Annotated in this window: 20 protein-coding genes; 5 read left to right on the forward strand and 15 right to left on the reverse strand. The window is 72.5% G+C overall.

Annotation, left to right across the window (positions count from 1 at the left end; all coding sequences use genetic code 11):
* Window positions 1-20: 20 nt before the first annotated feature.
* From CRP49_RS00545 to CRP49_RS00560, 4 genes are all read right to left on the reverse strand, one after another.
* Window positions 21-2306 carry a serine/threonine-protein kinase gene (locus CRP49_RS00545; RefSeq protein WP_097251631.1) on the reverse strand — a complete coding sequence of 762 codons (2286 nt, stop codon included), beginning with the start codon at window positions 2304-2306 and terminating at the stop codon, window positions 21-23.
* Window positions 2303-3949, reverse strand: coding sequence for a serine protease (locus CRP49_RS00550; RefSeq protein WP_257033288.1), 1647 nt, complete (start codon window positions 3947-3949; stop codon window positions 2303-2305). Before CRP49_RS00550 ends, CRP49_RS00545 begins: the two co-directional genes overlap by 4 nt.
* A 163-nt stretch (window positions 3950-4112) precedes the next feature.
* Complete coding sequence (locus tag CRP49_RS00555) at window positions 4113-4571, reverse strand: TIGR03668 family PPOX class F420-dependent oxidoreductase (RefSeq protein WP_097251633.1); 459 nt, start codon at window positions 4569-4571, stop codon at window positions 4113-4115.
* Window positions 4572-4587: 16 nt separating this feature from the next.
* Window positions 4588-5238, reverse strand: a complete 651-nt coding sequence (locus CRP49_RS00560; RefSeq protein ID WP_097251634.1) for a phosphoribosyltransferase — start codon at window positions 5236-5238, stop codon at window positions 4588-4590.
* A gap of 183 nt (window positions 5239-5421) precedes the next feature.
* Here CRP49_RS00560 and CRP49_RS00565 point away from each other — a divergent pair, with 183 nt between their 5' ends.
* Entirely contained in the window at window positions 5422-6189 is a 768-nt protein-coding gene (locus CRP49_RS00565; protein WP_373560384.1) for a polysaccharide deacetylase family protein, read from the forward strand.
* Window positions 6190-6212: 23 nt separating this feature from the next.
* Here the strand turns inward: CRP49_RS00565 and CRP49_RS00570 are convergent, their stop codons facing one another.
* Entirely contained in the window at window positions 6213-7226 is a 1014-nt protein-coding gene (locus CRP49_RS00570) for a DUF2278 family protein (protein ID WP_097251636.1), read from the reverse strand.
* 193 nt (window positions 7227-7419) lie between these two features.
* Between CRP49_RS00570 and CRP49_RS00575 the strand changes: the two genes are divergently transcribed.
* Window positions 7420-7860, forward strand: coding sequence for an SRPBCC family protein (locus CRP49_RS00575; protein WP_097251637.1), 441 nt, complete (start codon window positions 7420-7422; stop codon window positions 7858-7860).
* A gap of 30 nt (window positions 7861-7890) precedes the next feature.
* Here the strand turns inward: CRP49_RS00575 and CRP49_RS00580 are convergent, their stop codons facing one another.
* From CRP49_RS00580 to CRP49_RS00605, 6 genes are all read right to left on the reverse strand, one after another.
* Window positions 7891-8448, reverse strand: coding sequence for a GNAT family N-acetyltransferase (locus CRP49_RS00580; RefSeq protein ID WP_097251638.1), 558 nt, complete (start codon window positions 8446-8448; stop codon window positions 7891-7893).
* 42 nt (window positions 8449-8490) lie between these two features.
* A complete protein-coding gene (locus CRP49_RS00585; RefSeq protein WP_097251639.1) occupies window positions 8491-9642 on the reverse strand; it encodes an XdhC family protein in 1152 nt (383 codons plus the stop codon).
* Between the two features lie 50 nt (window positions 9643-9692).
* Window positions 9693-11150 carry an NCS2 family permease gene (locus tag CRP49_RS00590; protein ID WP_097251640.1) on the reverse strand — a complete coding sequence of 486 codons (1458 nt, stop codon included), beginning with the start codon at window positions 11148-11150 and terminating at the stop codon, window positions 9693-9695.
* Window positions 11151-11358: 208 nt separating this feature from the next.
* Window positions 11359-13743, reverse strand: a complete 2385-nt coding sequence (locus CRP49_RS00595; RefSeq protein ID WP_097251641.1) for a xanthine dehydrogenase family protein molybdopterin-binding subunit — start codon at window positions 13741-13743, stop codon at window positions 11359-11361.
* A 1-nt stretch (window position 13744) separates the two neighbouring features.
* On the reverse strand, window positions 13745-14326 hold the full coding sequence (locus tag CRP49_RS00600) for a (2Fe-2S)-binding protein (protein WP_097251642.1): 582 nt from the start codon (window positions 14324-14326) through the stop codon (window positions 13745-13747).
* Entirely contained in the window at window positions 14326-15219 is an 894-nt protein-coding gene (locus tag CRP49_RS00605; RefSeq protein WP_097251643.1) for a xanthine dehydrogenase family protein subunit M, read from the reverse strand. Before CRP49_RS00605 ends, CRP49_RS00600 begins: the two co-directional genes overlap by 1 nt.
* A 345-nt stretch (window positions 15220-15564) precedes the next feature.
* On the opposite strand from CRP49_RS00605, the gene CRP49_RS00615 reads away from it, so the two are divergent.
* Together CRP49_RS00615 and CRP49_RS00620 are read left to right on the forward strand one after the other, a co-directional pair.
* Window positions 15565-17238 (forward strand): PucR family transcriptional regulator ligand-binding domain-containing protein, encoded by a 1674-nt coding sequence (locus CRP49_RS00615; protein WP_094219898.1) that lies wholly within the window; start codon window positions 15565-15567, stop codon window positions 17236-17238.
* A gap of 166 nt (window positions 17239-17404) precedes the next feature.
* Window positions 17405-18172, forward strand: a complete 768-nt coding sequence (locus tag CRP49_RS00620; RefSeq protein ID WP_179851453.1) for a hypothetical protein — start codon at window positions 17405-17407, stop codon at window positions 18170-18172.
* Window positions 18173-18345: 173 nt separating this feature from the next.
* Here CRP49_RS00620 and CRP49_RS00625 read toward each other — a convergent pair whose 3' ends face one another.
* Window positions 18346-19116, reverse strand: coding sequence for a GntR family transcriptional regulator (locus CRP49_RS00625; protein ID WP_097251645.1), 771 nt, complete (start codon window positions 19114-19116; stop codon window positions 18346-18348).
* A 430-nt stretch (window positions 19117-19546) separates the two neighbouring features.
* On the opposite strand from CRP49_RS00625, the gene CRP49_RS00630 reads away from it, so the two are divergent.
* On the forward strand, window positions 19547-20590 hold the full coding sequence (locus tag CRP49_RS00630; protein WP_097251646.1) for a DUF2637 domain-containing protein: 1044 nt from the start codon (window positions 19547-19549) through the stop codon (window positions 20588-20590).
* 82 nt (window positions 20591-20672) lie between these two features.
* On the opposite strand, the gene CRP49_RS00635 is transcribed toward CRP49_RS00630, so the two are convergent.
* From CRP49_RS00635 to CRP49_RS00645, 3 genes are all read right to left on the reverse strand, one after another.
* Window positions 20673-21122 (reverse strand): ATP-binding protein, encoded by a 450-nt coding sequence (locus tag CRP49_RS00635; protein WP_097251647.1) that lies wholly within the window; start codon window positions 21120-21122, stop codon window positions 20673-20675.
* A 327-nt stretch (window positions 21123-21449) separates the two neighbouring features.
* Complete coding sequence (locus CRP49_RS00640; protein ID WP_094219902.1) at window positions 21450-23192, reverse strand: pyruvate dehydrogenase; 1743 nt, start codon at window positions 23190-23192, stop codon at window positions 21450-21452.
* A 69-nt stretch (window positions 23193-23261) separates the two neighbouring features.
* Window positions 23262-24965: a protein phosphatase 2C domain-containing protein gene (locus CRP49_RS00645; protein WP_097251648.1), complete on the reverse strand. Its 1704-nt coding sequence runs from the start codon at window positions 24963-24965 to the stop codon at window positions 23262-23264.
* Between the last annotated feature and the right edge of the window lie 433 nt (window positions 24966-25398).

A 25398-nucleotide genomic window follows, 5' to 3' on the forward strand; every position in this document is an offset into this window, starting at 1 on the left:
TCGCCCGTGTCGTCCACGCGTCAGAACCTGCTCATCGGCCGTACGGCATGGGCCAGGTCGAGCAGCCGGCCGTGTTCGCCCGCGGTGCGCGCCTGTGCGGCCAGTTGCCGGAAGGACTGCTCCAACAGGGTGCGCAGGGTGTCCTCGGCACCGGCTCCGAGCAGGTCGCCGGCGGGGAACTCCGGCCCCCAGCCGGACTCCGGGCGGCCGTGCAGGGCGTTCTCCCGGACCTCGGCGACCAGCCGGGCCCGCGACTCGCCGGCGGCGGCGCCGCCGTCCAGGTGCAGCTCGGGCAGACGGCGGTCCGCGTCGCGCAGGTCGGCCACGGACGGAGCGTGGCCGTGCAGGACACCGGCGCGGATGCGGACGGCCGCGACGCGGGCGGCGTCGTAGTGCCGGGAGGTGGCGGGGACGTCGTCGAGGACGCGTACGGCCGCGTCCCGGTCGCCCGTGGCCAGGTGGCCGCGGGCCAGGCCGAACGCCGCGGCGGTGTGGGCGAAGTCCCGGGCCCACACGGCCTCGTAGAACCGCATCGCCCGGGCCGTACGCTGCTCGCCGCCGTGTTCGGCGCAGTACCCGAGGGCCAGTTTGGGCACGTACTCGCCGGGCAGCGCCCGGTAGACGGCCTCGAAGCAGCTGCCGGCGTGCCGTACCTCGGCCTCGCTCAGGTGGAGCACGCCGCGGTGCCAGGCGATGCGCCAGTCGTATGCGGCGGCGCGCTCGCCGAGCAGGGTCTCGGCCTCGGCCAGCCAGCTCTCGGCCTCGCTCTGCGCGCCCTGTCTGAGGTAGGCGCGGCACAGCCACAGCGCGGTCTCAGGGGTGCCGAGGCGGGATTCGCGGGGCCACTGCCGGGCGACCCGGTCGGGGGCGTCGGGCGGGAAGGTGCCGAGCAGCAGGGCGGCGCCGTCGTCGGGGTCGGGGACCGGTTCCGGCAGGGCGCCGGCGACCTCGGCGGCCGAGGGCGGGGAGACGTCGAGATCGGCGGGGTGCTCACCGGGCCGGCCGGTCCAGTGCTCCAGGGCGGGGATCGCGCCGAGTCCGGCGTCGAGGCTGGCTTCGGTGGCGCGGAACCGGGTGGAGCTCTCGGGCAGTTGCTCGCCGAACTGCAGCGAGCGGAACTCCCGCAGGACCTCCCAGAGTTGGCGGGACATCTCGGCGGCCGAGCGGAACCGGGCGCGGGGTTCGGCGTGGGTGGCGCGGTCGATGAGACGGCGGAAGGAGTCGGGGGCGAGGCCGCGGGCGGCTTCGGTGCCCCGGGCCAGGGCCTGCAGGGTCATGCCCACGGTGTAGAGGTCGCTGTCGACGTGCCAGCCGCGGCTGTCGATCTCCTCCTTGGGCGGGGCGAAGCTCGCGGTGTAGACGTAGGCCGAGCCGCGGTCGCCGATCGCGCGGACCGCGCCGAGGTCGATGACCTTGATCGCCCGTCCGAAGTGGATGACGTTGGCGGGCTTCATGTCGCAGTAGAGCAGCCCGCGTTCGTGCATGTACTGCAGGGCGCCGAGGATCTTGCAGCCGTAGCTGAGGACGTGGTCGAGGCGGGGGCGGCCCTGGAAGATCCGCTCGGCGTCGTCGGCGTCGAAGAGCTGCTGCAGGGAGCGGCCGCCGATGTAGTCCATCACCAGGTAGCCGGTGGGCGAGCGGCCGGGTGCCTGGTGTTCGACGTAGGTGATGATGCGGACGATGTCCGGGTGGTGCAGATCGGTGAGCGAGCGGCGCTCCTCGACGGCGTTGCGGCGGGCGAGCGCGTCGTGGACGTTGATCAGCCCTTTGAGGACGACGCGGTAGCCGTCGGCGCGGGTGTCCTCGGCGAGGTGGATCCAGCCGAGGCCGCCGCGGGCGAGGCAGCCGAGGATCCGGTAGTGGCCGGCGACCAGGTCGCCCTTGTCGAGTTGGGGCAGGAAGGAGTAGGGGGTGCCGCAGCGGGGACATCGGCCGGTGGCACGGGCGGGCTGGCCGCCGTAGCCGATGCCGATGGTCATGGTGCAGCCGTTCGCGCCGCAGCGGCGGCCGCCGGTGGGCGGCCGGGGGTCCTCGACGAGTCCGCCCTCGGGGTCGGGGACGTCGGGCAGCCGGACCAGTCCGTGCTGGTCGAGTTCGCCGACTCCGGCGACGGCGTGGGTGGGCTGCGGGCCGGGCGGCTCCTCGGCGCCGGGGCCGGTCGGCGGGGGCGCGGGCTCGGTCCGTGGCTCGGACTGCCGCTCGGACTGCGGCTCGGTCCGTGGCTCCAGGTGCCGGTGTCCGCAGGTGTCGCAGAAGCCGGTGCCCATGATGTGGCCCGCGCAGCCGGGCCGGATGCACGAGGTCATGGGGTGCCGTCCCTTCCGGTTGCCGTGCCAGAGCAGAAGCCGACGAACCGCCGGGCGGCGGTCTCCGCCTCGTCCACGTCGCAGGGGCTCTGCCTCAGCAGCGACAGGGCGCGTTCGTAGAGCCGGTGGGCCTCCATGACCCGGTCGCCGCCCTGGGCCGCGGCCCGTTCCCGGCACAGCGGCCACTCGGCGGAGACCCGGCCGAGGAGTTCCTCGCGGCGGCGCAGCCGGTCGTCGAGGACCGAGATCGCCTGTTCCAGGCGCTGGCGGCGGCGCTCGGCGGCGTCCTCGAAGGTGAACAGCAGGTCGGCGTGGCGGGGTTCCCGCTCCCGCTCGGGAGTGTGGGCGATCCAGGCGAGCAGCATCCGGGTGCGCCGCACGCCGGCCTCGGCCTGGTCCAGCAGCTGCCGGGTGCCGGGGTCCACCGCCACGCGGTCCCGGCGTTCGTCGAGCGCGGGCCCCAACTCGTCGACGATGTGGTCGAGTTCGCGGTGCAGCCGGGCCCAGCGGGTGCGCAGCGGACGCCGGACGAAGGACTCGGCGGCCTGGGCCGCGCGGCCGCCGCGGCGGCGGAGGACCAGGAGCAGCCGGGCTCCCTGCCGGGCGAGCCGGTCCAACAGGGCGAGCAGGGCGTCGGGTTCGGCGGCCTGGTCGACGCCGACCAGGACGGCGGCGAGCGGGACGCGCAGGGCGCCGAGCCGTTCGGGCCGGGGGTCGCCGCGGATGCCGAGCCGCTCGGCGATCCGGTCCATGATCTGACTGACCGTCATACCCTTGACGTCCAGGGCGAGATCGTGGCCGCCGGCCGGGGGTACGGTCTCGGGCGGGTCGTGGCTGAAGGCGCTGGTGTTCTGCTGGGTGCGCAGCTCCCGGTCGGCCAGGGTGACGGCGCGGGTGAGGGTCCAGGCGCGCGGGCTGCGGGCGGGGACGACGGTGACGAGCACCGGCCAGCCCTCGCCCCGGAACCAGGAGGCGAGTTCGGTGGCGAACGGGACGTCGAGCCGGGCGGTGGCGCCCGTGGCACCGGGGCGCAGCGCCGGGTCGACGGCTTCGGCACCGTCGCTCCAGGCGGCGGCCTGTGGCAGATGGCTCAGGATGGTCTCGGTGGGGCTCATGTAGGTGAAGACGGAGCCCGGGCCCTCGTCGACGCGGAGGACGATCCCGATGACCTCGTCGGTCTCGTGGTCGACCACTCCCCCGCCGCTGAAGCCCGGCGCGGCCAGCTCGCCCAGGGTCTGCGGGCGCAGCTGCACCTGGTGGTCCCGGCCGCGGGCGGCGACCAGGGTGGCGCCGTGCCAGCGGCCGCCGTCGTCGTCGCCGCCGTCCGGGAAGCCGTACATGCTCACCGGTCCGTGCGGCGAGGCGAGCCGGTAGAGGCGGGTGGTGTGTTCGGCGGGCAGCGGGTCCGCCAGCCGCAGCAGGGCCAGGTCGCCACTGCGGTCGCCGAAGGCGTCCTTCCGCTGCGGCACGTGCTCGTCCGCCCGGACCGTGGCGGCCACGCCGGGTACGCCCGGCACGCCGACGAAATGGACGACGTAGGGCCGGCCGGGCCGGACGACATGGGCCGCCGTGAGCACCCGGTCAGGGGCGAGGAGCACCCCCGCGCCGAGCACCCGCCCGTCCTGTTCTTCGATGCGAGCCACCCAAGGTGGCGTCCGTAAGCGCGACTTGACGGCTCGCTCCCCCGTGCGCGTCATGTCACGAGAGGTTACTCCGCGTGCCCTCCCGGGACCACTGGTGTGCACGGGATTGTCGCGGACGGGCGGGATGGGGGCGTCCGTACCGGACCCCTCGCCGAGTCAGGCGTCACCGCGCGCGGGCCTCCCACCCGGTCCATCTCCGCACGGTGACGGCGATCACCGGGCCGTCCGGCGGGTGGTCCCGGTACTGCGGGTACTTCGCGCACAGCAGCCGTACGGCGGTCTCGTGGGCGTGGCGTACGGCCGGGTCGGCCGCGTCGGGCGGCAGGACGCGGGCCTCACCGTCGGCGCGGACCCACCACAGCTGGTCCCAGTTCTCGTCGTAGGCGTCCGCGAGCAGGCACACCGACGGGTGTGCGGCGATGTTGCCCAGCCGCTTGAGGCGGGCGGTGGTCTTGGGTTTGTGGTCGACGGCGGTCACGAGCCGGTCGGTGCCGTCGACGGCGTGTCCGGCGAAGACCACCGGCACCAGGTGCGGGCGCCCCGCCGCGTCCACCGTGGCCAGCCGGGCCACCCGCGCGGCACCGAACCGGCGCCGCGCCTCCGCCGCGTCCAGTGCGGGCATCCTCGCTCCTCGGCGTTCAGCGCGCGTGCAGTGCGTCGAGCACGTCGAGCACCTCCGCGTCGGTCAGCTGGCCGAAGTCGGCGTACCACTGGCCGACGGCGCTGAACCCGGCCGGGCGGTGCGGGCACACGATGACGTCGGCCTCGTTCGCGAGCTGGTCGAGGGAGTCCGGGGCGCCGACCGGGACGGCCAGCACGACCCGGGACGGACCCCGGCGCCATACGTGGCGCAGGGCGGCGCGGGCGGTGGCGCCGGTGGCCAGGCCGTCGTCGACGACGATCACCGTACGGCCCTTCAGCTCCGGGGGCGGGCGGTCGCCGCGGTAGCGGTGCTCGCGCCGGGCCAGCTCGGCCCGTTCCCGCTCCACGGTCGGGCGGAGCCGTTCCTCGGTCAGGCCCAGGCGGTCGAGGGTGTCCGAGTCGAAGAGGGGCGGGTCGTCGGCCGCGAGTGCGCCGACGGCGAACTCCGCGTGGTGCGGGGCGCCGATCTTGCGTACGACGAGCACGTCGAGCGGGGCGTCGAGGGCGCGGGCGACGGGCGCGGCGACGGCGATCCCGCCGCGGGGCAGGGCCAGGACGACGGGGTCGGGAAGCTCGCCCTTGTCGCGCAGGTCGCTCAGCAGGCCGGCGAGTTTCCGTCCGGCCTCGGCGCGGTCCCGGTAGTGCATGGGCCCGTCCTCTCGCCGGGGTTCTCTCCCCCGCACCTCCATGGTGCTACGGCGGCCGGGCCCGCGGTCGGAACACCTCACGAAAAATCGAACACATGAGCTATACACAGAGTATATAGTCCCGGCATGCCTCTTTCGACTTCGACCGAGATGAACCCCGCCCCACAGCACGCGCACATGAAGATGCGCACGGGGCGCCGAAGGTTGCGTCTGTCCGCGCTCGCCTCGGCCGCCGCCTGCCTGGCGCTGACGCTGTCCGGCTGCGCGGAGGTCGACACGACCGCGCCGAGCGCGGCGCGGGCCGATGCGGCGCACGGGGCACCGGCCCGCTTCGGGTCCGTCGACTGCCGCGAGGCCAGGTGCATCGCGCTCACCTTCGACGCCGGGCCCAGCGAGAACTCCGCGCGGCTGCTGGACATCCTCAAGGAGAAGAAGGTCCCGGCGACCTTCTTCCTGCTCGGCGCACGGCACATCGAGAAGTACCCCGAGCTGGTCAAGCGGATGGCGGCCGAGGGCCACGAGGTGGCGAGCCACACCTGGGACCACAAGATCCTCACCCGGATCTCGGACGCCCAGATACGCGAGGAGCTGAAGCGGCCCGACGACGCGATAGAGCGGCTCACCGGGCACAAGCCCACGCTGATGCGCCCGCCGCAGGGGCGCACGGACGCCAACGTGCACAAGATCGCGAAGGAAGAGGGCCTCGCCGAGGTGCTGTGGAGCGTCACCGCGAAGGACTACACGACCAACGACTCCGCGCTCATCACCAAGCGGGTCCTCGCCCAGGCCTCCCGGGACGGGATCATCCTGCTGCACGACATCTACAAGGGCACCGTGCCCGCCGTGCCCGGCATCATCGACGCCCTGAAGGCGCGCGGCTACGTCTTCGTGACGGTCCCTCAGCTCCTGGCGCCCGGCAAGGCCGAGCCGGGGAAGGTGTACCGACCCTAGCGCCCCGGATCGGGCATCGCCGGTCAGAACACCACGGACCAGCCTTCGCGAGCGGCCTGTTCGGCGGTGTACGAGACACCGTGGACCTTCAGGCCCGCCGCGTCCAGGAGGGTGATCTCGCCGCCGTGGTCGGTGAGTCGGGTGCCGTCGGTGATCGGGACGGCGAGGCTGGCGCCCGGCGCGAGGGGGGCCGTGGCGGACACCGGCGTGCCCTGGCCCACGCGGGCGACGAGGCTCCAGCCGGTCAGGTCGACCGGTTCGGGCGAGGCGTTGAGGAGGGTCACGGTCTCCGCCTCGGGGGCGGGGCCCTTCGGGTTGACGAGCGCCGCCACGATCCGCACGGGCCGGGTGCCGGGCTCGGGCCGGCTGCCGTCGACCTTGCGGAGGGTGTGGCCGGTGGTGTCGTCGGTGTGCCAGGACTGGCTCTGGAAGGCGAGGAAGATGCCGACCCAGCGGGACTGGCCGGGGAAGTGCAGGAGCAGTCCGCCGTCCTGCCAGACACCGTCGTCGCCGCTGAAGCGGCCGCTGTTGCCCTGGTTCATATGGATGTCGTGGACGCCGTTGCCGGGCAGGAAGCCGAACACCTTGTCCTTGACGGCCGGTTCGGGCCCGAAGCGGGCGCCGAAGAGATACAGGCGCGCCTGAGCGTCGTCGATCGCGCGCTGCACGTAGTGGTCGAGGAGGTCCGCGAGATCGTTGTCGGGGCCCGCGACGTCCGGTGGCAGCGTGCGCAGTCCGGCCGGGTCGAAGAGGTTGCCGCGCACGAAGTCCAGGTTCGGGCCGCCGGGGCCGGGCGGCAGCGGGTTCCAGCCGCCGGACAGGCCTTCCAGGCGGGCGGTCACCGGGTGCTTGAAGTCGTCGGCGACCAGGTAGAGCAGGTCGGCCGGCTTCTGCTGGGAGAGCACGTTGACCGCGGCGCGGTAGTGCGTCCCCTGGTCGTCGGTGAGATGGATCTGGTAGTGCGGAGTCTCCCTCGCGCCCTCGCGTCGGATGTCGACGGCGCGGGCGTTGAGGACGCCGTAGGTCTTCAGCGGCATGTGGATCAACTCCCCCTGCGGGCGGGCAGGTTGCCCGGCCCATGGCAGGAAGCGTAAGCGGGTGGCGGCCGTCGCTCTGTCCCTCGCACCGACTGTTCGCGGATACGACTCCTCACGGACACCCGGCTGCGCCGAGCGGCGGAGCCGGGGGCGAAGGTGCGGGTGACCGGCGACGATTCCCTACGATCGTGCCGTGCCCTTCTTCTCTTTCGAACGCACCGTGCCTCTCCCCCTCGACGAGGCGTGGCGACGGCTCACGGAGTGGCCCCGCCACGGTGATGTGGTTCCGCTGACCCGGATCACCGTGGTCACGCCCACGCCGACCCGGGAGGGCACGCGCTTCGTGGCCCGTTCGGGCCTCGGCCCCCTCTCCTTCAACGATCCCATGGAAGTCACGGTCTGGCATCCGCCGGTGGACGACGAGCCCGGGCTGTGCCGGCTCGACAAGCGCGGGCGGGTCGTCCAGGGCTGGGCGGAGATCGAGGTCCGCCCCGGGCCCGGGGGCCGCGCCCGGGTGGTGTGGCGGGAGGAACTGCGGGTCCGGCTCCTCCCCCGCTTCTTCGACGGCGTGCTGGAGCGAGCGTCACGTGCGGTGTTCGGACGGGCGGTGAACAGACTCCTCAGACGGGCGTGAGAGGGCGCCGCTCCCGCCGCTCCCCCGCTCTCAGCGGCCCTTCGCGGCCCAGTGCTCCGGCTGTGCGACGTAGATCCAGTCGAAGCCGTCGTATCCCTCGGTGTCGAGATGCTGCGCCCGGCTGAGTCCGGCGCGCACGGCCACGCGCTGGGAGGCGACGTTCGCCGGCCGGATACGCGCGATCAGCGGGAGGTCGGGCACGTGCCGGGACGCCCAGGTGGTGACCGCTGCGGCGGCCTCACCGGCGAAGCCCTGGCCCCAGGCCTCGCTGGCGAAGCGGTAGAAGAGGTTCAGGACCCGCTCCCCGTGCAGTTCCATGGACTTGACTCCGCAGAACCCGAGCTGCCGGGCAGAGCCGTGACGCCGGACGACCCAGTACCCGTATCCGTGCCGCTCCCACTGGCCGTCCCAGCGCAGGTAGAGCGCTTCCGCCTCCTCGAACCGGGCGAGCGCGTCGGAGGGGTTGTGGGTGCATGTCTCGGGATCGCTGTGGACGGCGAGGATCGCGTCGATGTCGGCTTCGCCCGGCCGTCGTAGCGACAGCCGGGCGGTCAGCAGCTCCTCGGCTGTCGTGCTCCCGTCTCTCATGTCAAGATCGTAGAACCGGGCGCAGCCGCTCGGAAAGAGCCGTCAGGCCACCGACCCGATCCGCTGTGTCGGCAGGGCCGTCGGGTCGTGGTGGATCGGGGTGTGGGCGCCGGTCAGGGACGTCCCGCTGCCGCCGCGCCGGTTGGCGACGATCTCCGCGGCGATGGAGAGTGCCGTCTCCTCGGGCGTACGGGCGCCGAGGTCGAGGCCGATCGGGGAGCGCAGGCGGGCCAACTCCAGCTCGGTGACACCGACTTCGCGCAGGCGCTCGTTGCGGTCGAGGTGGGTGCGGCGGGAGCCCATCGCGCCGACGTAGGCGACCGGCAGGCGCAGGGCCAGTGCGAGGAGCGGTACGTCGAACTTGGCGTCGTGGGTGAGGACGCACAGGACGGTACGGCCGTCGACCTCGGTGCGCTCCAGGTACTTGTGGGGCCACTCGACGACGATCTCGTCGGCCTCCGGGAAGCGGGTGCGGGTGGCGAACACCGGGCGGGCGTCGCACACCGTGACGTGGTAGCCCAGGAACTTGCCGACGCGGACCAGGGCGGAGGCGAAGTCGATGGCGCCGAAGACGATCATGCGGGGGGCGGGGACCGACGACTCGACCAGGAGCGTGAGCGGGGCGCCGCAGCGGGAGCCCTGTTCGCCGATCTCCAGGGTGCCGGTGCGGCCCGCGTCCAGGAAGGCGCCGGCCTCGGCGGCGACCGTGCGGTCCAGTTCGGGGTGGGCGCCGAAGCCGCCGTCGTGGGAGCCGTCGGTGCGCACGAGGAGGGCGCGGCCCAGCAGTTCGGCCGGTCCGGAGACGACACGCGCGACCGCCGCCGCCTCCCCACGGGCGGCGGCGGCCAGCGCGGCCGCGAGCACCGGCCGGGCGGGACCGTCCGCCCGGACCGGTGTGACGAGGATGTCGATGATGCCGCCACAGGTCAGGCCGACGGCGAACGCGTCCTCGTCGCTGTACCCGAAGCGTTCGAGGACGGTTTCCCCGTCTTCGAGCGCCTGTTGGCACAGCTCGTACACGGCGCCCTCCACGCACCCGCCGGAGACCGAGCCGATGGCCGTGCCGTCGGCGTCCACCGCGAGGGCGGCGCCGGGCCGGCGCGGGGCGCTGCCGCCGACGGCCACCACGGTGGCGACGGCGAAGTCACGCCCCTGCTCGACCCACCGGTTCAGCTCCTCGGCGATGTCCAGCATCTCTCGGTCTCCTTAACGGGGTTGCGTGGAAGGAGCGTTGGGCCGGGCGACTAGTGCACGCCGAGCCAACCCTCGATGGGGTGCAGAGCGAAGTAGATCAGGAAGATGACGGTCAGACCCCACATGAAGGCGCCGATCTCGCGGGCCTTGCCCTGGGCGGTCTTGATGGCCACGTAGGAGATGACGCCCGCGGCGACACCGGTGGTGATGGTGTACGTGAACGGCATCAGGACGACGGTCAGGAAGACCGGGATCGCGGTGGCGCGGTCGGCCCAGTCCACGTGCCGGGCGTTCATCAGCATCATGGCGCCGATGACGACCAGGGCGGCGGAGGCGACCTCCTGCGGGACGATCGCGGTGAGCGGGGTGAAGAAGAGACAGGCCGCGAAGAACAGGCCGGTGACCACGGAGGCCAGGCCCGTGCGGGCGCCTTCGCCGACGCCGGTGGCCGACTCGATGAAGACCGTCTGGCCGGAGCCGCCCGCCACACCGCCGATCGCACCGCCGGCGCCGTCGATGAACAGCGCCTTGGACAGGCCCGGCATACGGCCCTTGTCGTCGGCCAGGTTGGCCTCGGTGCCGACGCCGATGATGGTGGCCATCGCGTCGAAGAACCCGGCGAGCACGAGCGTGAAGACGATCATGCCGACGGTCATGGCGCCGACCTTGCCCCAGCCGCCGAACTCGACGTGCCCGAAGAGCGAGAAGTCGGGCATCGAGACCGCGCTGCCGCGCAGTTCGGGGGCGCCGTTCGCCCACTGCTTGGGGTCGATGACGCCGAGCCCGTTGAGGACGGCGGCGACGATCGTGCCGGAGACGATGCCGATGAGGATGGCGCCGGGGATGTTCCGGGCCTGGAGCATGAAGATCAGCAGGAGCGTGCCGGCGAAGAGCAGCACCGGCCAGCCGGCCAGTTCGCCCGCCGGGCCGAGGCTGACGGGGGTGTGCTCGCCCTGGTGCACGAAGCCGGCCTTGTAGAAGCCGATGAGGGCGATGAAGAGGCCGATGCCCATCGTGATGCCGTGCTTGAGCGCGAGCGGAATCGCGTTCATGATCATCTCACGCAGGCCGGTGACGACCAGCAGCATGATGACGACGCCGTACATCACGCACATGCCCATGGCCTGCGGCCAGGTCATGTTGGGGGCGACCTGTGAGGACAGGACGCCGGAGACGGAGAGGCCGGCGGCGAGCGCGAGCGGCACCTTGCCGACGAAGCCCATCAGCAGCGTGGTGAAGGCCGCCGCGAACGCGGTCGCGGTGATGACGGCCTTCTGGCCGAGCGTGTCCCCGCCCACGTCCTTGCCGGACAGGATGAGCGGGTTGAGCAGGAGGATGTAGGCCATCGCCATGAAGGTGGTGATGCCGCCGCGGACCTCTCGCGAGACCGTGGACCCTCTCTTGGATATGTGGAAGTACCTGTCGAGCCAGGCACGCCCGGCCGAAACGCGGCTGCCATCGCCCGCGTCGTCGGCTGCGGTCCTGGGCTCCACTGACTGCTGGGTCATGGGCCATCTCCCAAGGTTCAAAGGGGCACCCGTGCAACCGTCCTGACGGTCACGGGATTTGGGGAATGGACGACCCGGGGGACGGCCCGAGACGAACGAATTTCCTGGTACTTCAAGGACCGCGAGCGGTGCGGAACTCAAAGAGGTTCCTCCGGGCGGCGCGGCGGAGTGTGTGACGTTCCCTCACGCCGCCCGGAGAGCTTGGGTGTTACGCGGTCCCCGTCAGGTGCTCGGGCCGTACCGGAGTGCGGTTGAGCTCCAGCCCGGTCGCGTTCCGGATCGCCGCGAGGACGGCCGGAGTGGACGACAGGGTCGGGGCTTCGCCGATGCCGCGCAGCCCGTACGGGGCGTGGTCGTCGGCGAGTTCGAGCACGTCGACCGGGATGGTCGGCGTGTCGAGAATCGTGGGGATGAGGTAGTCCGTGAAGGAGGGGTTCCTGACCTTCGCGGTCTTCGGGTCGACGATGATCTCCTCCATCACCGCCACGCCCAGGCCCTGGATGGTGCCACCCTGGATCTGGCCGACGGCGGAGAGCGGGTTGAGGGCCTTGCCGACGTCCTGGGCGCAGGCCAGCTCGATGACCTTGACCAGGCCGAGTTCGGTGTCGACCTCGACCACCGCGCGGTGCGCGGCGAAGGAGTACTGGACGTGTCCGTTGCCCTGGCCGGTGTGCAGGTCGAAGGCCTCGGTCGGCCGGTGCCGCCACTCCGCCTCGATCTCGACGGCCTCGTCGCCGAGGACGTCGACCAGGTCGCCGAGGACCTCGCCGCCTTCGGTGACGACCTTGCCGCCCTCCAGCAGGAGTTCGGCGGTGGCCCACGCAGGGTGGTAGGTGCCGAACTTGCGGCGGCCCAGCTCCAGCACCTTCTCGCGGACGAGTTCGCTGGTGTGCTTGACCGCGCCGCCGGTGACGTACGTCTGCCGGGAGGCCGAGGTCGAACCGGCGCTGCCCACCCGGGTGTCGGCCGGGTGGATCGTCACCTGGGTGACGCCCAGCTCGGTGCGGGCGATCTGCGCGTGGACGGTGACACCGCCCTGGCCGACCTCCGCCATCGCGGTGTGCACGGTCGCGACCGGCTCGCCGTTGACGACCTCCATGCGCACCTTGGCGGTGGAGTAGTCGTCGAAGCCCTCGGAGAAGCCGACGTTCTTGATGCCGACCGCGTAGCCGATCCCGCGTACGACGCCTTCGCCGTGCGTGGTGTTGGACAGGCCGCCGGGCAGCTGCCGTACGTCGGCGCCCTCGCTGGACTCCCACTGGCGCTCGGGCGGCATCGGCATCGCCTTGATGCGGCGCAGCAGTTCGGCGACCGGGGCCGGGGAGTCGACCGGCTGCCCGGTCGGCATGAGGGTCCCCTGCTCCATCGCGTTCAGCTGCCGGAACTCCACCGGGTCCATGCCCAGCTTCTTCGCCAGCTTGTCCATCTGCGCCTCGTAGGCGAAGCACGCCTGGACCGCGCCGAAGCCGCGCATGGCGCCGCAGGGCGGGTTGTTGGTGTAGAGGGCGATGGCCTCGATGTCGACGTCGTCGATGACGTACGGGCCGACGCTCAGCGAGGAGGCGTTGCCGACGACCGCCGGGGAGGCGGAGGCGTAGGCGCCGCCGTCCAGGACGATCTTGCACTTCATGTGCGTGAGCTTGCCGTCCTTGGTGGCGCCGTGCTCGTAGTAGAGCTTCGCCGGGTGCCGGTGGACGTGCCCGAAGAAGGACTCGAACCGGTTGTAGACGATCTTGACGGGCTTGCCGGTGCGCAGCGCCAGCAGGCAGGCGTGGATCTGCATCGACAGGTCCTCGCGGCCGCCGAACGCGCCGCCGACGCCGGCCAGCGTCATGCGCACCTTCTCCTCGGGCAGGCCGAGGACGGGTGCGATCTGGCGCAGGTCCGAGTGCAGCCACTGGGTGGCGATGTAGAGGTGGACGCCGCCGTCCTCCTCCGGCACGGCGAGGCCGGACTCGGGGCCGAGGAAGGCCTGGTCCTGCATGCCGAAGGTGTACTCGCCCTCGACGATCACGTCGGCCCGCTTGCGGGCCTCCTCCACGTTGCCGCGGATGATCGGCTGGCGGTGCACGATGTTCGGGTGCGGGACGTGGCCGGAGTGGTGGTCGTCGCGGCCCTCGTGGACGAGGATGGCGTCCGGCGCGGTGGCGGAGGCCTCGTCGGTGATGACGGGCAGCTCCTTGTACTCCACCTTGATCTTGGCGGCGGCGCGGCGGGCCGTCTCCGGGTGGTCGGCGGCGACGAGCGCGACCGGCTCACCGTGGTGACGTACCTTGCCGTGGGCGAGAACCGGGGTGTCCTGGATCTCCAGGCCGTAGTTCTTCACCTCGGTGGGCAGGTCGTCGTAGGTCAGGACCGCGTAGACGCCCGGCGTGGCGAGGGCCTCGCCCGTGTCGATCGAGACGATCTCGGCGTGGGCGACGGTGGAGCGCAGGATCTGGCCCCACAGCATGTCCTCGTGCCACATGTCGGACGAGTACGCGAACTCGCCGGTGACCTTGAGGGTGCCGTCCGGGCGGAGCGTGGACTCGCCGATGCCGCCCTTGGTCCGGGAGCCCTGCGTGATCTTCGTAGGAGCGCCGTTGGTCGGCATGTCAGCCCCCCTCGGACTGGCGGGCGGCCGCCAGACGGACCGCGTCCATGATCTTCTCGTAGCCCGTGCAGCGGCACAGGTTGCCCGACAGCGCCTCGCGGATGTCCGCGTCGGTCGGGTCGGGGTTGCTCTCCAGCATCTCGTCGGCGGCGACGAGCAGACCCGGGGTGCAGAAGCCGCACTGGACGGCGCCGGCGTCGATGAACGCCTGCTGGATGGGGCTGAGTTCGGTGCCCTCGCCGGTCTGGGAGTCCTGCCCCTTGGCGGCCCACTGCTGGGCGTCCTGCAGGGTCGTACCGCAGGCGCCGCTCGCGCAGCCGCCCTCGGCGCGCTGCTTGGCGTAGTCCGCGAGGCCCTCGACGGTGACGACCTCGCGGCCCTCGACCTGGCCGGCCGCGACCAGGCAGGAACAGACCGGGACGCCGTCCAGGCGCACGGTGCAGGAGCCGCACTCGCCCTGCTCGCAGGCGTTCTTGGAGCCCGGCAGGCCCAGGCGCTCGCGCAGGACGTACAGCAGGGACTCGCCCTCCCAGACGTCGTCTGCTTCCTGCGGACGTCCGTTGACGGTGAAGTTGACGCGCATTACGCAGCTCCCTCCGAGGCGAGGCGGGCGTCGCGGTACGACTCCCAGGTCCAGGTGAGCGTCCGGCGGGCCATGACGCCGACCGCGTGGCGCCGGTAGCTCGCGGTGCCCCGGACGTCGTCGATCGGGTTGCAGGCGGCGGAGCACAGGTCCGCGAACTGCTTGGCGACCGACGGGGTGATGATCTTTCCGTTGTCCCAGAAGCCGCCCTCTTCCAGGGCCGCGTTCAGGAAGTCCTCCGCGGTCTTCGCACGCACGGGGGTCGGGGCGGCGGAGCCGATGCCGGTCCGGACCGTGCGGGTCTCCGGGTGCAGGGCGAGACCGAAGGCGCACACCGCGATGACCATGGCGTTGCGGGTGCCGACCTTGGAGTACTGCTGCGGGCCGTCCGCCTTCTTGATGTGGACGGCGCGGATCAGTTCGTCGGGCTGGAGCGCGTTGCGCTTGACGCCGGTGTAGAACTCGTCGATCGGGATCAGGCGGGTGCCGCGGGCCGCCGACTCCGCCTCGACCTCGGCGCCGGCCGAGAGGAGGGCGGGGTGGGCGTCACCGGCGGGCGAGGCCGTGCCGAGGTTGCCGCCGACGCCGCCGCGGTTGCGGATCTGCGGGGAGGCGACCGTGTGCGAGGCGAGCGCCAGGCCGGGCAGCTCGGCACGGAGATTCTCCATGATCTTGGTGTACGAGACGGAGGCACCCAGCCGTACGGTGTCCTCGCCGACCTCCCACTCGGCGAGGTCGCCGATGCGGTTCAGGTCGAGCAGGTACTCGGGCCGGCGGTGGTCGAAGTTGATCTCGACCATCACATCGGTGCCACCCGCAATCGGCACAGCGGTGGGGTGCTCGGCCTTCGCGGCGAGCGCCTCCTCCCAGCTGGCGGGGCGAATGAAGTCCATGACCGGCTCTCTTCTGCTTCGTCTCGTGGGTCGTACGTATTGAGCCAATCCGTGAGCGGCGGGCCCGGCTTGTTCATGTCCTGTTAACGCGGCGTGGACTCAGTACACCGCCCCGTACTCCGACGCGGTCAGTCACCGAAACCATGAAGGAGTTGGCTGGCCACGGCGATCGTCTTGTAGATTCGTATGAACGGAGGTCATCGGCAACCCCTCCGTTTTCCTCGGGAAACGCTGGAAACAGCCCGACGACCCCGGAGAACGGCCTGCGCACCCCGCGTCGGGTCACTCCCCCGTCACCCATCAAGATTCATCGTAGGTTTCGAGACAAAGAACGGCGGCGACGAGATGCGGCTGCGCGCACTGCTGGACACCGATGCGCTGGGCCTGCGGCTGCTCGGCGGCGAGGACGAGCTGGACCGCTCGGTCCGCGGGGTCATGACCACCGACCTGCGCGACCCGAGCCGCTACCTCTCCGGCGGCGAGCTGGTGCTGACGGGCCTGGCCTGGCGTCGGGACGCCGACGACTCCGAACCTTTCGTGCGCATCCTGGCGCAGGCCGGGGTGGCGGCCCTCGCGGCCGGTGAGGCCGAGCTGGGCGATGTGCCCGAGGACCTGGTGCTGGCCTGCGCCCGGCACCGGCTGCCGCTGTTCGCGGTGCACGAGTCGGTGGCGTTCGCGACGATCACCGAGCACGTCGTACGGCAGGTCTCCGGCGAGCGGGCCGGGGACCTGGCCGCCGTGGTCGACCGGCACCGCCGGATGATGACCTCGGGCCCGGCCGGCGGCGGCCCGGACGTGGTCCTCGACCTGCTCGGCTCCGATCTGGACCTGCGCGCCTGGGTGCTCTCCCCGGCCGGCCGGCTGATCGCGGGCTCGAAGGTGACGGGCCCGGAGCTGCCGCCGGAGACCTGCGCCAAGCTCGCCGCCGAGCACCTGGCGGCCGCCCGCACCGGCCGCCGCGGACCGCACCGGATGGTGCTGGGCGGCTCCCGGTACTCGCTCTTCCCGATCCGCTCCTCCGGGCGCTCCCCGCAGGCCGCCCGCGACGTCCGCGAGACGGTCCTGTCGGACTGGCTGCTGGCCGTCGAGGCGGACGCGGGCGACTGGCCCGAAGAGCGCCTCGACCTGCTCCAGGGCGTCACCCAGCTGATCGCCGTCGAACGGGACCGCCGGGACGCGGCGCGCACGGTACGGCGCCGGCTCGCACAGGAGGTGCTGGAGCTGGTGCAGACGGGCGCGGCGCCCGCCGAGATCGCCGCGCGCCTGAGGGTCGCCGCGCCGGTGCTGCTGCCCGGCCTCGGGGCGGCCCCGCACTGGCAGGTCGTGGTGGCCCGCGTGGAGTGGGAGGGCGGCGCGGTCGAGGGCGGCCCGGTCGCCCAGTCGCTGCTGGAGGAGGTCCTGGTCGACCCGCTGGCCACGGGCCCGGAGCCCTCGGACCGCATCGCCGTCGCGCACACGGGCGACGAGGCCATCGCGCTGGTCCCCCTCCCGGCGGTCTCCACCGAGCACGACGGCTCGGAGTCCGGCCTGCTCGCCGACGCGCTGCTCCAGACGGTCCGCGAGCCGCTGTCGGCGGGCCTGAACGACGACGGGCGCCTCACCCTCGGCGTCAGCGCCGCCGTGCACTCGGCGGAGGGGCTGCGGGGCGCCCTGGAGGAGGCCCGGCACGCCCGCCGGGTCGCCGCGGCCCGCCCCGGCCGGGTCTGCGCGGCCGGCCACCAGGAACTGGCCTCCCACGTCCTGCTGCTCCCCTTCGTCCCGGACGACGTCCGCCGCGCCTTCACGGCCCGCCTGCTCGACCCGCTGAAGGACTACGACCAACGCCACCGCGCCGAACTGATCCCGACCCTGGAGGCGTTCCTGGAGTGCGACGGCTCCTGGACCCGCTGCGCCACCCGCCTCCACCTGCACGTCAACACGCTGCGCTACCGGGTGGGCCGCATCGAGCAGTTGACGGGACGGGACCTGTCGCGCCTGGAGGACAAGCTGGACTTCTTCCTGGCGCTGCGGATGAGCTGAGCTCAGGCGGGCGTGGGATGATCAAACCAACTCACGCCAATGCCCCGCCACTTTGTGAAATCTTTCACCCACCCTCTTGGCCCGGCGCCGTCATTGGTGCTGGAATGCCGCCACCACTCAACAGCTCGACGGCGTGCTCGGGGAGGGCAACGTGGCGCATTCCGCCATGTCTGGTAACGGAACGACCGCCGGTGACGATCCTCTCCAGACCGCGGTATGGCGGTTGCGCTCGCGGGCCTGCTGGGCCGACGCGGCGGCGCTGCTCCCGGCGGACACCCCGGCCACGACCCTGCAGCGGGCCGCGCTGCAGGTCGAGCGGTGTCTGTACACCGAGCGGGGCTGGGAGGAGGCGGAGGACGCCCTGCGCACGGCCGAGGCGCTGGCGCACACCGACGAGGAGCGGGGGGCGGCCGCCTGCGAACGCGGCCAGCTCGCCTACGCGGCCACGCTGCACGGGGTGCGGGACCGGGCCGACGAGGCGCGGGCCGCGCTGGGGCGGGCGGCCGCGCTGATCCCCCCGGGGGCCGCGGGTCGGGCCCTGCTGGACTTCCGCCGGGGCCTGCTGGCCGAGAACCTCGCCCGCTCCCCGCAGGCGGCTCGCGCCGCGTACCGCCGGGCCCACGCGGGCGCGACGGCGCACGCCGACCCGCTGCTCCTGTCCTTCACCTGGCGGCACCTGGCCGGACTCGCCCTACGGGACGGCGAGTTGGCGGAGGCCCGGCACGGCTTCGCCGAATCCCTCCGCATCCGCGAGGAGTTGGGCTACTTGGTGGGTACAGCGCCCGCGCTGGCCTCCTTGGCCGACGCGGAGTCCGAGCCGGAGGCTTCACGGCTACGGGAGGAGGCTCGGCGACTGTTCCGGTTGCTCGGGGGCGTCCCCACCTGGCTGGCCCGCCAGTTGGCTCCGCCGGCTCCGGGGGCGGCTACGGCGTAGGGGGGTGCGGTCCCGTCGGCCGTGAAGCCGCCCTAGCTGCGGGCAGTCGTGCCTCCCCCAGTGCCTTAAGGGCCTGGGGGGACCCCCAGGCGGCACGGGTGGGCGCAGCGGCACCCCGCCAGCGCGGGCGAGCGAAACCCACCCCCGGGCCAGCTGCGGCACGAGGCGACTGTTCAGCTCGCGCCGGCGAAGTGCTCCCCGACCAGCGCCCGTACGACCTCAAGATCCCGCGAGATCAACGCGTCCAGCAGCGCCGTGTGTTCCGCCGCGTCCGCCACCAGCTCCGCCCGGCCGTGCCGTACCGGTCCCCCGACCAGCGGCCACTGCGACCGCCGGTGGAGATCATCCGCGAGCCGGACCAGCTGCTCGTTGCCCGACAGGGACAGCACCGCCCGGTGAAAAGCCCGGTCGGACTCCGCGTACGTCGCCACGCAGCCGGAGGACGCCGCGCGTACCGTCGCCTCCGCGAGCGGCCGGAGTTCGGCCCACCGCTCGGCCGGGACGGCGCGGGCCAGCCGCAGCATCACGGGCACCTCGATCAGCGCCCGGACCTCGGCCAGCTCGGCCAGCTCGCGCGCACCCCGTTCGACGACCCGGAAGCCACGATTGGGCACGACCTCGACGGCACCCTCCAGTGCGAGCTGCTGCATGGCCTCCCGCACCGGTGTCGCCGACACCCCGAAGCGTTCGCCGAGGACCGGCGCCGAGTACACCTCGCCGGGCTTCAGCTCACCCGCCACCAGCGCCGTACGCAGCGCGTCCAGGATCTGCCCACGCACCGAGGAGCGCTGCACGACGGCCCGGGGCTCGGGAATCGGCCGCTCACAGTGCGTGTGCTCACCGCGCGCGCCCGGCAGGGCGACGTCCCGTTCCCGGGCCGCGTCGACGTCCACCGCGCGCTGCTGCGCGGGCACCCGGGGGTAGCCCTGCAAGCCCTGCTTCACGGGGTCCTCCTCCGGCTGCTCGGCACTTGGGTCATTAACGGCGGGTTGTTACTTGTCCGTCAAGCACCTTAGGCGCACAAGGCGACACTTCAAACTCCCCGGAGGGCTAGATAAGGCTAGCCTTGCCTATCTAGCCTGGTCCGGAGCAACCCCTCGGGTCCACTAAGATCATCGGAATCGGACCGCCCACCTCCGGACAGGTAATTCACAACTTCCTCACGTGTCCCGGGAACTTTCCGAGGAACCATCCGTACGGGTAGTCTTATTCGAACTCAACTCCCGCCCCTCAAGCGGCAGTTCGAGCAGAACGCCGCCCTGGGCATCCCCTTGCACTTCCTTGGCGGCCTCTTGCCCCGAAACCCCCTGAGGGCCGTCGGGTGTGGGCCACTATGGCGGGCGTTACGCCCTATCCCAATGCAAGGGACCCCTGATGAGACTGACCGACATATCGCTGAACTGGCTGCTTCCCGGCGCCGTACTGCTCCTGGGCATGCTGGCGGCGGTGGCGGTGCTCGCGCGCGGCAAGCGCTCCTCCGGGGAGAACGCGAGCGCCGACGACTCGTGGGAGCGCAGCGAGGAGCGCCGCAGGCGCAAGGAGGCCATCTACGGCACGGCCTCCTATGTTCTTCTGTTCTGCTGTGCGGCGGTCGCGGCCGCACTCTCTTTCCACGGCCTGGTCGGCTTCGGCGAGCAGAACCTCGGGCTGACCGGCGGCTGGCAGTACCTGGTGCCGTTCGGCCTGGACGGCGCGGCGATGTTCTGCTCCGTCCTCGCGGTGCGCGAGGCCAGCCACGGTGACGCGGCGCTCGGCTCCCGGATACTGGTGTGGTTGTTCGCCGCGGCCGCGGCCTGGTTCAACTGGGTGCACGCGCCGAGGGGCGCGGGGCACGACGGCGCGCCGCAGTTCTTCTCCGGCATGTCGCTGTCCGCGGCCGTCCTGTTCGACCGCGCGCTGAAGCAGACCCGCCGGGCCGCGCTGCGCGAGCAGGGTCTGGTGCCGCGTCCGCTGCCGCAGATCCGCATCGTCCGCTGGCTGCGGGCCCCCCGCGAGACCTACAAGGCCTGGTCGCTGATGCTCCTGGAGGGTGTGCGGAGCCTGGACGAGGCCGTCGAGGAGGTCCGCGAGGACACCAAGCAGAAGGAGCAGGCGCGGCAGCGCCGGCGCGACCAGCAGCGCGTGGAGCGCGCCCAGCTGAAGGCGATCAGCCGGGGCCACCGCGGCTTCGTCGGCCGCACCGGCGGCCGCCAGGTCGAGATCCAGGCGCTGGAGCGCGACCCCGCGCCGGCGACCGCGGAGCCTGCCATATCGTCGCCGGAGCAACTGCCCGTACGCTCTCGGCCGTCCCTTCAGCCGGTCCGCAAGGCCGGTGAGCCGCTCACGGTCGACCTCACGGCGGAGGACGACACAATGGCTCTGCCCCGCCTGGACTCGCTCGAGCGCAAGCTGAAGGACCTTGAGCAGCAGTTCGGCTAGGACTTCGGCTCATCACGGGACGGGGGCGTGACCGCACGGGTCACGCCCCCGTCCCGTTCCCGTCTCTCTCACGCGGTCTCGCTCACGCGGCCTCGGCGCCGAGTTCGAACCACACCGACTTGCCCACGCCGTGCGACCGTACGCCCCAGGCGTCCGCGAGGGACTGCACCAGGACCAGCCCCCTGCCGTGGGTGCCGTCGCCGGTGTCCGGCGCGCGCAGGTGCGGCCTGCGGGCCACGAAGTCCCGTACCTCCACGCGCAGTCCGCGCGGTGAGACGACGGCGGTCAGGACGGCGTCGTCGTCGGTGTGCACGAGCGCGTTGGTGACGAGTTCGCTGGTGAGCAGCTCCGCTATCTCCGAGCGGCCGGGCCTGCCCCAGTGCCGCAGCAGTTCGCGCACCTCCCGGCGGGCCTCGGGCACCGCCCTGAGGTCCGCCCGCCCCAGTCTGCGCCTGACCTGAGGCCCGTGCGCCCGATCCGTGATGGTGTCGGTCTCTTCCCCCGCCTTCGCCGAGGAGGCCCCTATGGCCACGGGACCGCCCCCTCGCGCTTGCCTCTTCATGGCCCCCGCCCGCACGTCGCCGTACCTGCCCCTCCTGATCGAACACGTACACGGGGATCCATGCCCAACGGTCCTGTGGGCACGCATGGCGATCCGCCGACGGCCGTCTGTTCGGCCACACCCGTACGGCCCCCCGCCCGGCCCCGCGGCACCCCCGCACCCGTGCCGGGCCCGCCAAGCCCGCCGTACGACGTCACGGGCGCCCCATCGCGACAGCGCGCGACCGTCCGGCACCGGAGACCGACGGGCTGCCACCCGGCCCGAAACTGGCCGGAAACCATCGCTCCGGTCGGGCTTTCAGGGCCTCGGGACGTTGCGCAGGTTGGAGCGGGCCATCTGGAGCATGCGGCCGACGCCGCCGTCGAGCACCATCTTCGAGGCGGAGAGCGCGAATCCGGTGACCATCTCGGCGCTGATCTTCGGCGGGATGGACAGGGCGTTGGGGTCGGTGACGATGTCCACCAGGGCCGGGCCCTTGTGCCGGAAGGCGTCCTTGAGGGCGCCGGCGAGCTGCTTGGGCTTCTCGACCCGGATGCCGAAGGCACCGCAGGCGCGGGCCACGGCGGCGAAGTCGGGGTTGGTGTTCGTGGTGCCGTACGAGGGCAGTCCCGCGACCAGCATCTCCAACTCGACCATGCTCAGGGAGGAGTTGTTGAACAGGACGACCTTCACCGGCAGGTCGTACTGCACCAGGGTCAGGAAGTCGCCCATCAGCATGGTGAACCCGCCGTCCCCGGACATCGACACGACCTGGCGCCGGCGGTCGGTGAACTGCGCCCCGATCGCCATCGGCAGCGCGTTCGCCATGGAGCCGTGCGAGAAGGAACCGATGACCCGGCGGCGGCCGTTGGGAGAGATGTAACGAGCCGCCCAGACATTGCACATACCGGTGTCGACCGTGAACACGGCGTCGTCGTCGGCGAGTTCGTCGAGCACGGAGGCCACGTACTCCGGATGGATCGGGACGTGCTTCTCGACCTTCCGGGTGTACGCCTTGACGACACCCTCCAGCGCGTCGGCGTGCTTCTTCAGCATCTTGTCGAGGAAGCGCCGGTCGGTCTTCTCCCGCACCCGCGGGATCAGACAGCGCAGGGTCTCGCGGACATCGCCCCACACGGCGAGGTCGAGCCGGGAGCGGCGGCCGAGGACCTCGGGCCGCACGTCGACCTGTGCGATCCGCACGTCGTCCGGCAGGAAGGCGTTGTACGGGAAGTCGGTGCCGAGCAGGATCAGCAGGTCGCACTCGTGGGTCGCCTCGTAGGCGGCGCCGTAGCCGAGCAGACCGCTCATGCCGACGTCGTACGGGTTGTCGTACTGGATCCACTCCTTGCCGCGCAGGGCGTGCCCCACGGGCGACTTGACGCGCTCCGCGAACCGCATGACCTCGGTGTGCGCGCCGGCCGTGCCGCTGCCGCAGAAGAGGGTGACCTTGCCGGCCGCGTCGATCATCTCCACGAGTCTGTCGATCTCGGCGTCGCCGGGCCGGACGGTGGGCCGGGACGTGACGAGGGCGCTCTCGGGGGACTTGTCCGGGGCGGGTTGGTCGGCGATGTCGCCGGGCAGGGAGACCACGCTCACGCCGCTCTGTCCCACCGCGTGCTGGATGGCGGTCTGCAGCAGCCGGGGCATCTGCTGCGGGCTGGAGATCAGCTCGCTGTAGTGGCTGCACTCCTGGAAGAGCCGGTCCGGGTGGGTCTCCTGGAAGTAGCCGAGGCCGATCTCGCTGGAGGGGATGTGCGAGGCGAGGGCGAGCACGGGGGCCATGGAGCGGTGGGCGTCGTACAGACCGTTGATGAGGTGCAGGTTGCCCGGGCCGCAGGAGCCCGCGCAGGCGGCCAGCTTGCCGGTGATCTGGGCCTCGGCGCCGGCCGCGAAGGCGGCGGTCTCCTCGTGGCGTACGTGGATCCAGTCGATGGCGGAGTTGCGGCGGACGGCGTCGACGACCGGGTTGAGGCTGTCGCCGACGACGCCGTAGAGGCGGCGTACGCCGGCGCGGACGAGGATGTCGACGAACTGCTCGGCGACGTTCTGCTTGGCCATGGCTCGCGTCAGCCCCTTCGATGTCCCGGGATCCGCCCCTCCCGTTCCATCAATCCACAAGGGCCGCGGTTACGCCTCCCAAACGGCCGCCGCCGTACGGTCGTCCGAGTAGCCCTTCACCCGCACCTGGGTGTCCGCGAGGAACGCGGCGAGGCCGGGCGGGGTGCGGCCGGACCAGCGGCGGGCCAGGTAGGCGCAGAGGGCGGGCTCGCCGCGCAGCGGGTCGGCGAGGCCGCCGGTGCCCATCACCAGCACATCACCCGGGCGGGCTACCGAGGCACGGAACCGGAAGGGTTCGCGGGGCGGCTCGGGGGCCGGTTCGTAGGGGCTCGGCGGGGTCGGGATGCCGAGGTCCATGGTGAGGCGGTCGCCCTCGGGGGTCTCGGCCGGCGGGGAGCCGAAGCCCAGGACGGGTTCGCCGGTGGTGTCGGCGGGTGACACCCGCGGCTCGATGTCCTGCCACTCGCCGTCCCGCAGCCGGAACAGGCCCCCTTCCCCGACACCGAAGAAGACCCGGGTACGGCAGTCGGGGTCGGCGGGCAGCAGCAGACAGCGCAGGCTCGCCGAGTAGTCCTCGGGGTCCAGGTCCTGCTCGACGGCGCTGGCGCGCAGCTTGCCGAGACTGCGGTCGGTCAGCCGGTGCAGCCCCGACTTCAGGTCGCCGCGCCGGGCGGCCCGGATGTCCGCCACCAGCCGCTGATGGCTACGGCCCACGGCCCGCCCGATCAGCCAGCACGCCTCGGCCGCCGCCAGGTGAGCACCCGGCGTGGCCCGCGCACCGGTCGCCATCGCGACGAGCACCAGCGCCTGCTCCCCCGTCCCGAACCGCGCGGTGAGCAGCGCGTCCCGGCGCGGCTCCCCCCGGTACCGGGCCGAGTCCCCGCGCAGCGACACGGCCCGCAACGTCCAGGACCCGTACCGGGCACCGTCCAGCACGGTGTCGGCGACCAGATCACCGAGTTCATCGGGATCGGCGACGGGGAGCGCGGTGGGCTCGGGGTCGTAGGTGGGGGGTCCGGAGCCGAGGTAGTCGAGGGAGGAGGGGGGTGGGGGTGGAGCGGAGGTGGCGGGGAGATCGAGCTGAGTGGCCACGGGAGGCGCGCTCGCGAAGCCGGCGACCCGGGGCCGGGAGACCTCGGGACGCTCGGATGCCTCGGGGGTCGGGTCAGCCTCGGGCGGTACGGCGGACCGGTCGGCGGGCGCGGATGCGGGCGCGGGTGCCTTCTCCACCTGCCCTTCTGCGCTGCCCGACACGGGCGGCCAGGCCCGGGGCACCTCGGCTTCCGCGCTCCGGGCCGGTGCGGGCGCCTCCTCCTCCGCCCGCCCGTCCGCTCGGCCCGGCACAGGCGGCCAGGCCCCAGCCGCCTCGGATTCGGCGCTCGCGGCCGATGCAGACGCCTCCTCCGCCCGCCCGTCGGCCCTGCGCGACACAGGCGGCCAAGCCCCGGGCACCTCGGCGTCGGCAGGTGGGGGTTCCCAGGGGGCGCGCCGGCTGGGCGGAGTCGACGCGCTCGGACTGGGCGGCGGTGGCGCGGCGCGCTGTGGTGGTACCGCGGGCTCCCGAGGTGGCTCCTGGCGCGGTGTGCCCGGCGCCGTGCCCCCGGTGTGCCCCGCCGTCCCGCCCTGCCCCGCAACCGTGTTCTTCGCCGAGGCGAAGCGGTCGTCCAGGGAGTCGGGTGCGGCCGTGGGGCCCGTGTCCTCGGTGGAGTCGTCGTACAGCTGCCCCCACCAGTCGTCCTCGTGACGGGCGGGCCTACCCCCCTGCTGGCTCATGCCCCTAATTGTCCACCGCACGGGCCGGATGAAAACGGGGCATCAGGAAAATCCGGCGCACGTGGCCGACTCGAACGGCGCATCGAGGGACGGAGCGAACAGTCGTACGAGGAACGGCGGTTGATGGCCGCCGGGCGACCCCACCCCCCACGGGAGGGCCGCCCGGCGACATCGTGAGTGACCCGGCCCCGCATCCCCTCGTGCGCTCGCGCACGTGCGGGCCCGGGTCACCGTCTCACGCGACCGGGTCGCCGAGGGCGCCGGTCGAATGGCGTGATTGTGGCTTGGTTTCCTGGGACGCGGCTGTGAATTGGGCGCACGGCCAACGTCCTTCGATGCCCCCACCTTGGCAGAGTCACCCGCGGTACGGCGATGATGGGCGGCGGCGGGTTTGTGCCGTGGCCGGTTTCCGCCAGGCCGTACGGCGTGGACG

It is taken from the genome of Streptomyces sp. Ag109_G2-15, assembly GCF_900215565.1.
Lineage (GTDB): Bacteria > Actinomycetota > Actinomycetes > Streptomycetales > Streptomycetaceae > Streptomyces > Streptomyces diastatochromogenes.

Bases quoted from the DNA above. Each gene is read 5' to 3' on its own strand.
- CRP49_RS00545 (WP_097251631.1), bottom strand. From the start codon at position 2,306: ATGACCTCGTGCATCCGGCCCGGCTGCGCGGGCCACATCATGGGCACC.
- CRP49_RS00555 (WP_097251633.1), bottom strand. From the start codon at position 4,571: ATGCCCGCACTGGACGCGGCGGAGGCGCGGCGCCGGTTCGGTGCCGCG.
- CRP49_RS00560 (WP_097251634.1), bottom strand. From the start codon at position 5,238: ATGCACTACCGGGACCGCGCCGAGGCCGGACGGAAACTCGCCGGCCTG.
- CRP49_RS00565 (WP_373560384.1), top strand. From the start codon at position 5,422: ATGCGCACGGGGCGCCGAAGGTTGCGTCTGTCCGCGCTCGCCTCGGCC.
- CRP49_RS00570 (WP_097251636.1), bottom strand. From the start codon at position 7,226: ATGCCGCTGAAGACCTACGGCGTCCTCAACGCCCGCGCCGTCGACATC.
- CRP49_RS00580 (WP_097251638.1), bottom strand. From the start codon at position 8,448: ATGAGAGACGGGAGCACGACAGCCGAGGAGCTGCTGACCGCCCGGCTG.
- CRP49_RS00585 (WP_097251639.1), bottom strand. From the start codon at position 9,642: ATGCTGGACATCGCCGAGGAGCTGAACCGGTGGGTCGAGCAGGGGCGT.
- CRP49_RS00590 (WP_097251640.1), bottom strand. From the start codon at position 11,150: ATGACCCAGCAGTCAGTGGAGCCCAGGACCGCAGCCGACGACGCGGGC.
- CRP49_RS00595 (WP_097251641.1), bottom strand. From the start codon at position 13,743: ATGCCGACCAACGGCGCTCCTACGAAGATCACGCAGGGCTCCCGGACC.
- CRP49_RS00600 (WP_097251642.1), bottom strand. From the start codon at position 14,326: ATGCGCGTCAACTTCACCGTCAACGGACGTCCGCAGGAAGCAGACGAC.
- CRP49_RS00605 (WP_097251643.1), bottom strand. From the start codon at position 15,219: ATGGACTTCATTCGCCCCGCCAGCTGGGAGGAGGCGCTCGCCGCGAAG.
- CRP49_RS00615 (WP_094219898.1), top strand. From the start codon at position 15,565: ATGCGGCTGCGCGCACTGCTGGACACCGATGCGCTGGGCCTGCGGCTG.
- CRP49_RS00620 (WP_179851453.1), top strand. From the start codon at position 17,405: ATGTCTGGTAACGGAACGACCGCCGGTGACGATCCTCTCCAGACCGCG.
- CRP49_RS00630 (WP_097251646.1), top strand. From the start codon at position 19,547: ATGAGACTGACCGACATATCGCTGAACTGGCTGCTTCCCGGCGCCGTA.
- CRP49_RS00640 (WP_094219902.1), bottom strand. From the start codon at position 23,192: ATGGCCAAGCAGAACGTCGCCGAGCAGTTCGTCGACATCCTCGTCCGC.
- CRP49_RS00645 (WP_097251648.1), bottom strand. From the start codon at position 24,965: ATGAGCCAGCAGGGGGGTAGGCCCGCCCGTCACGAGGACGACTGGTGG.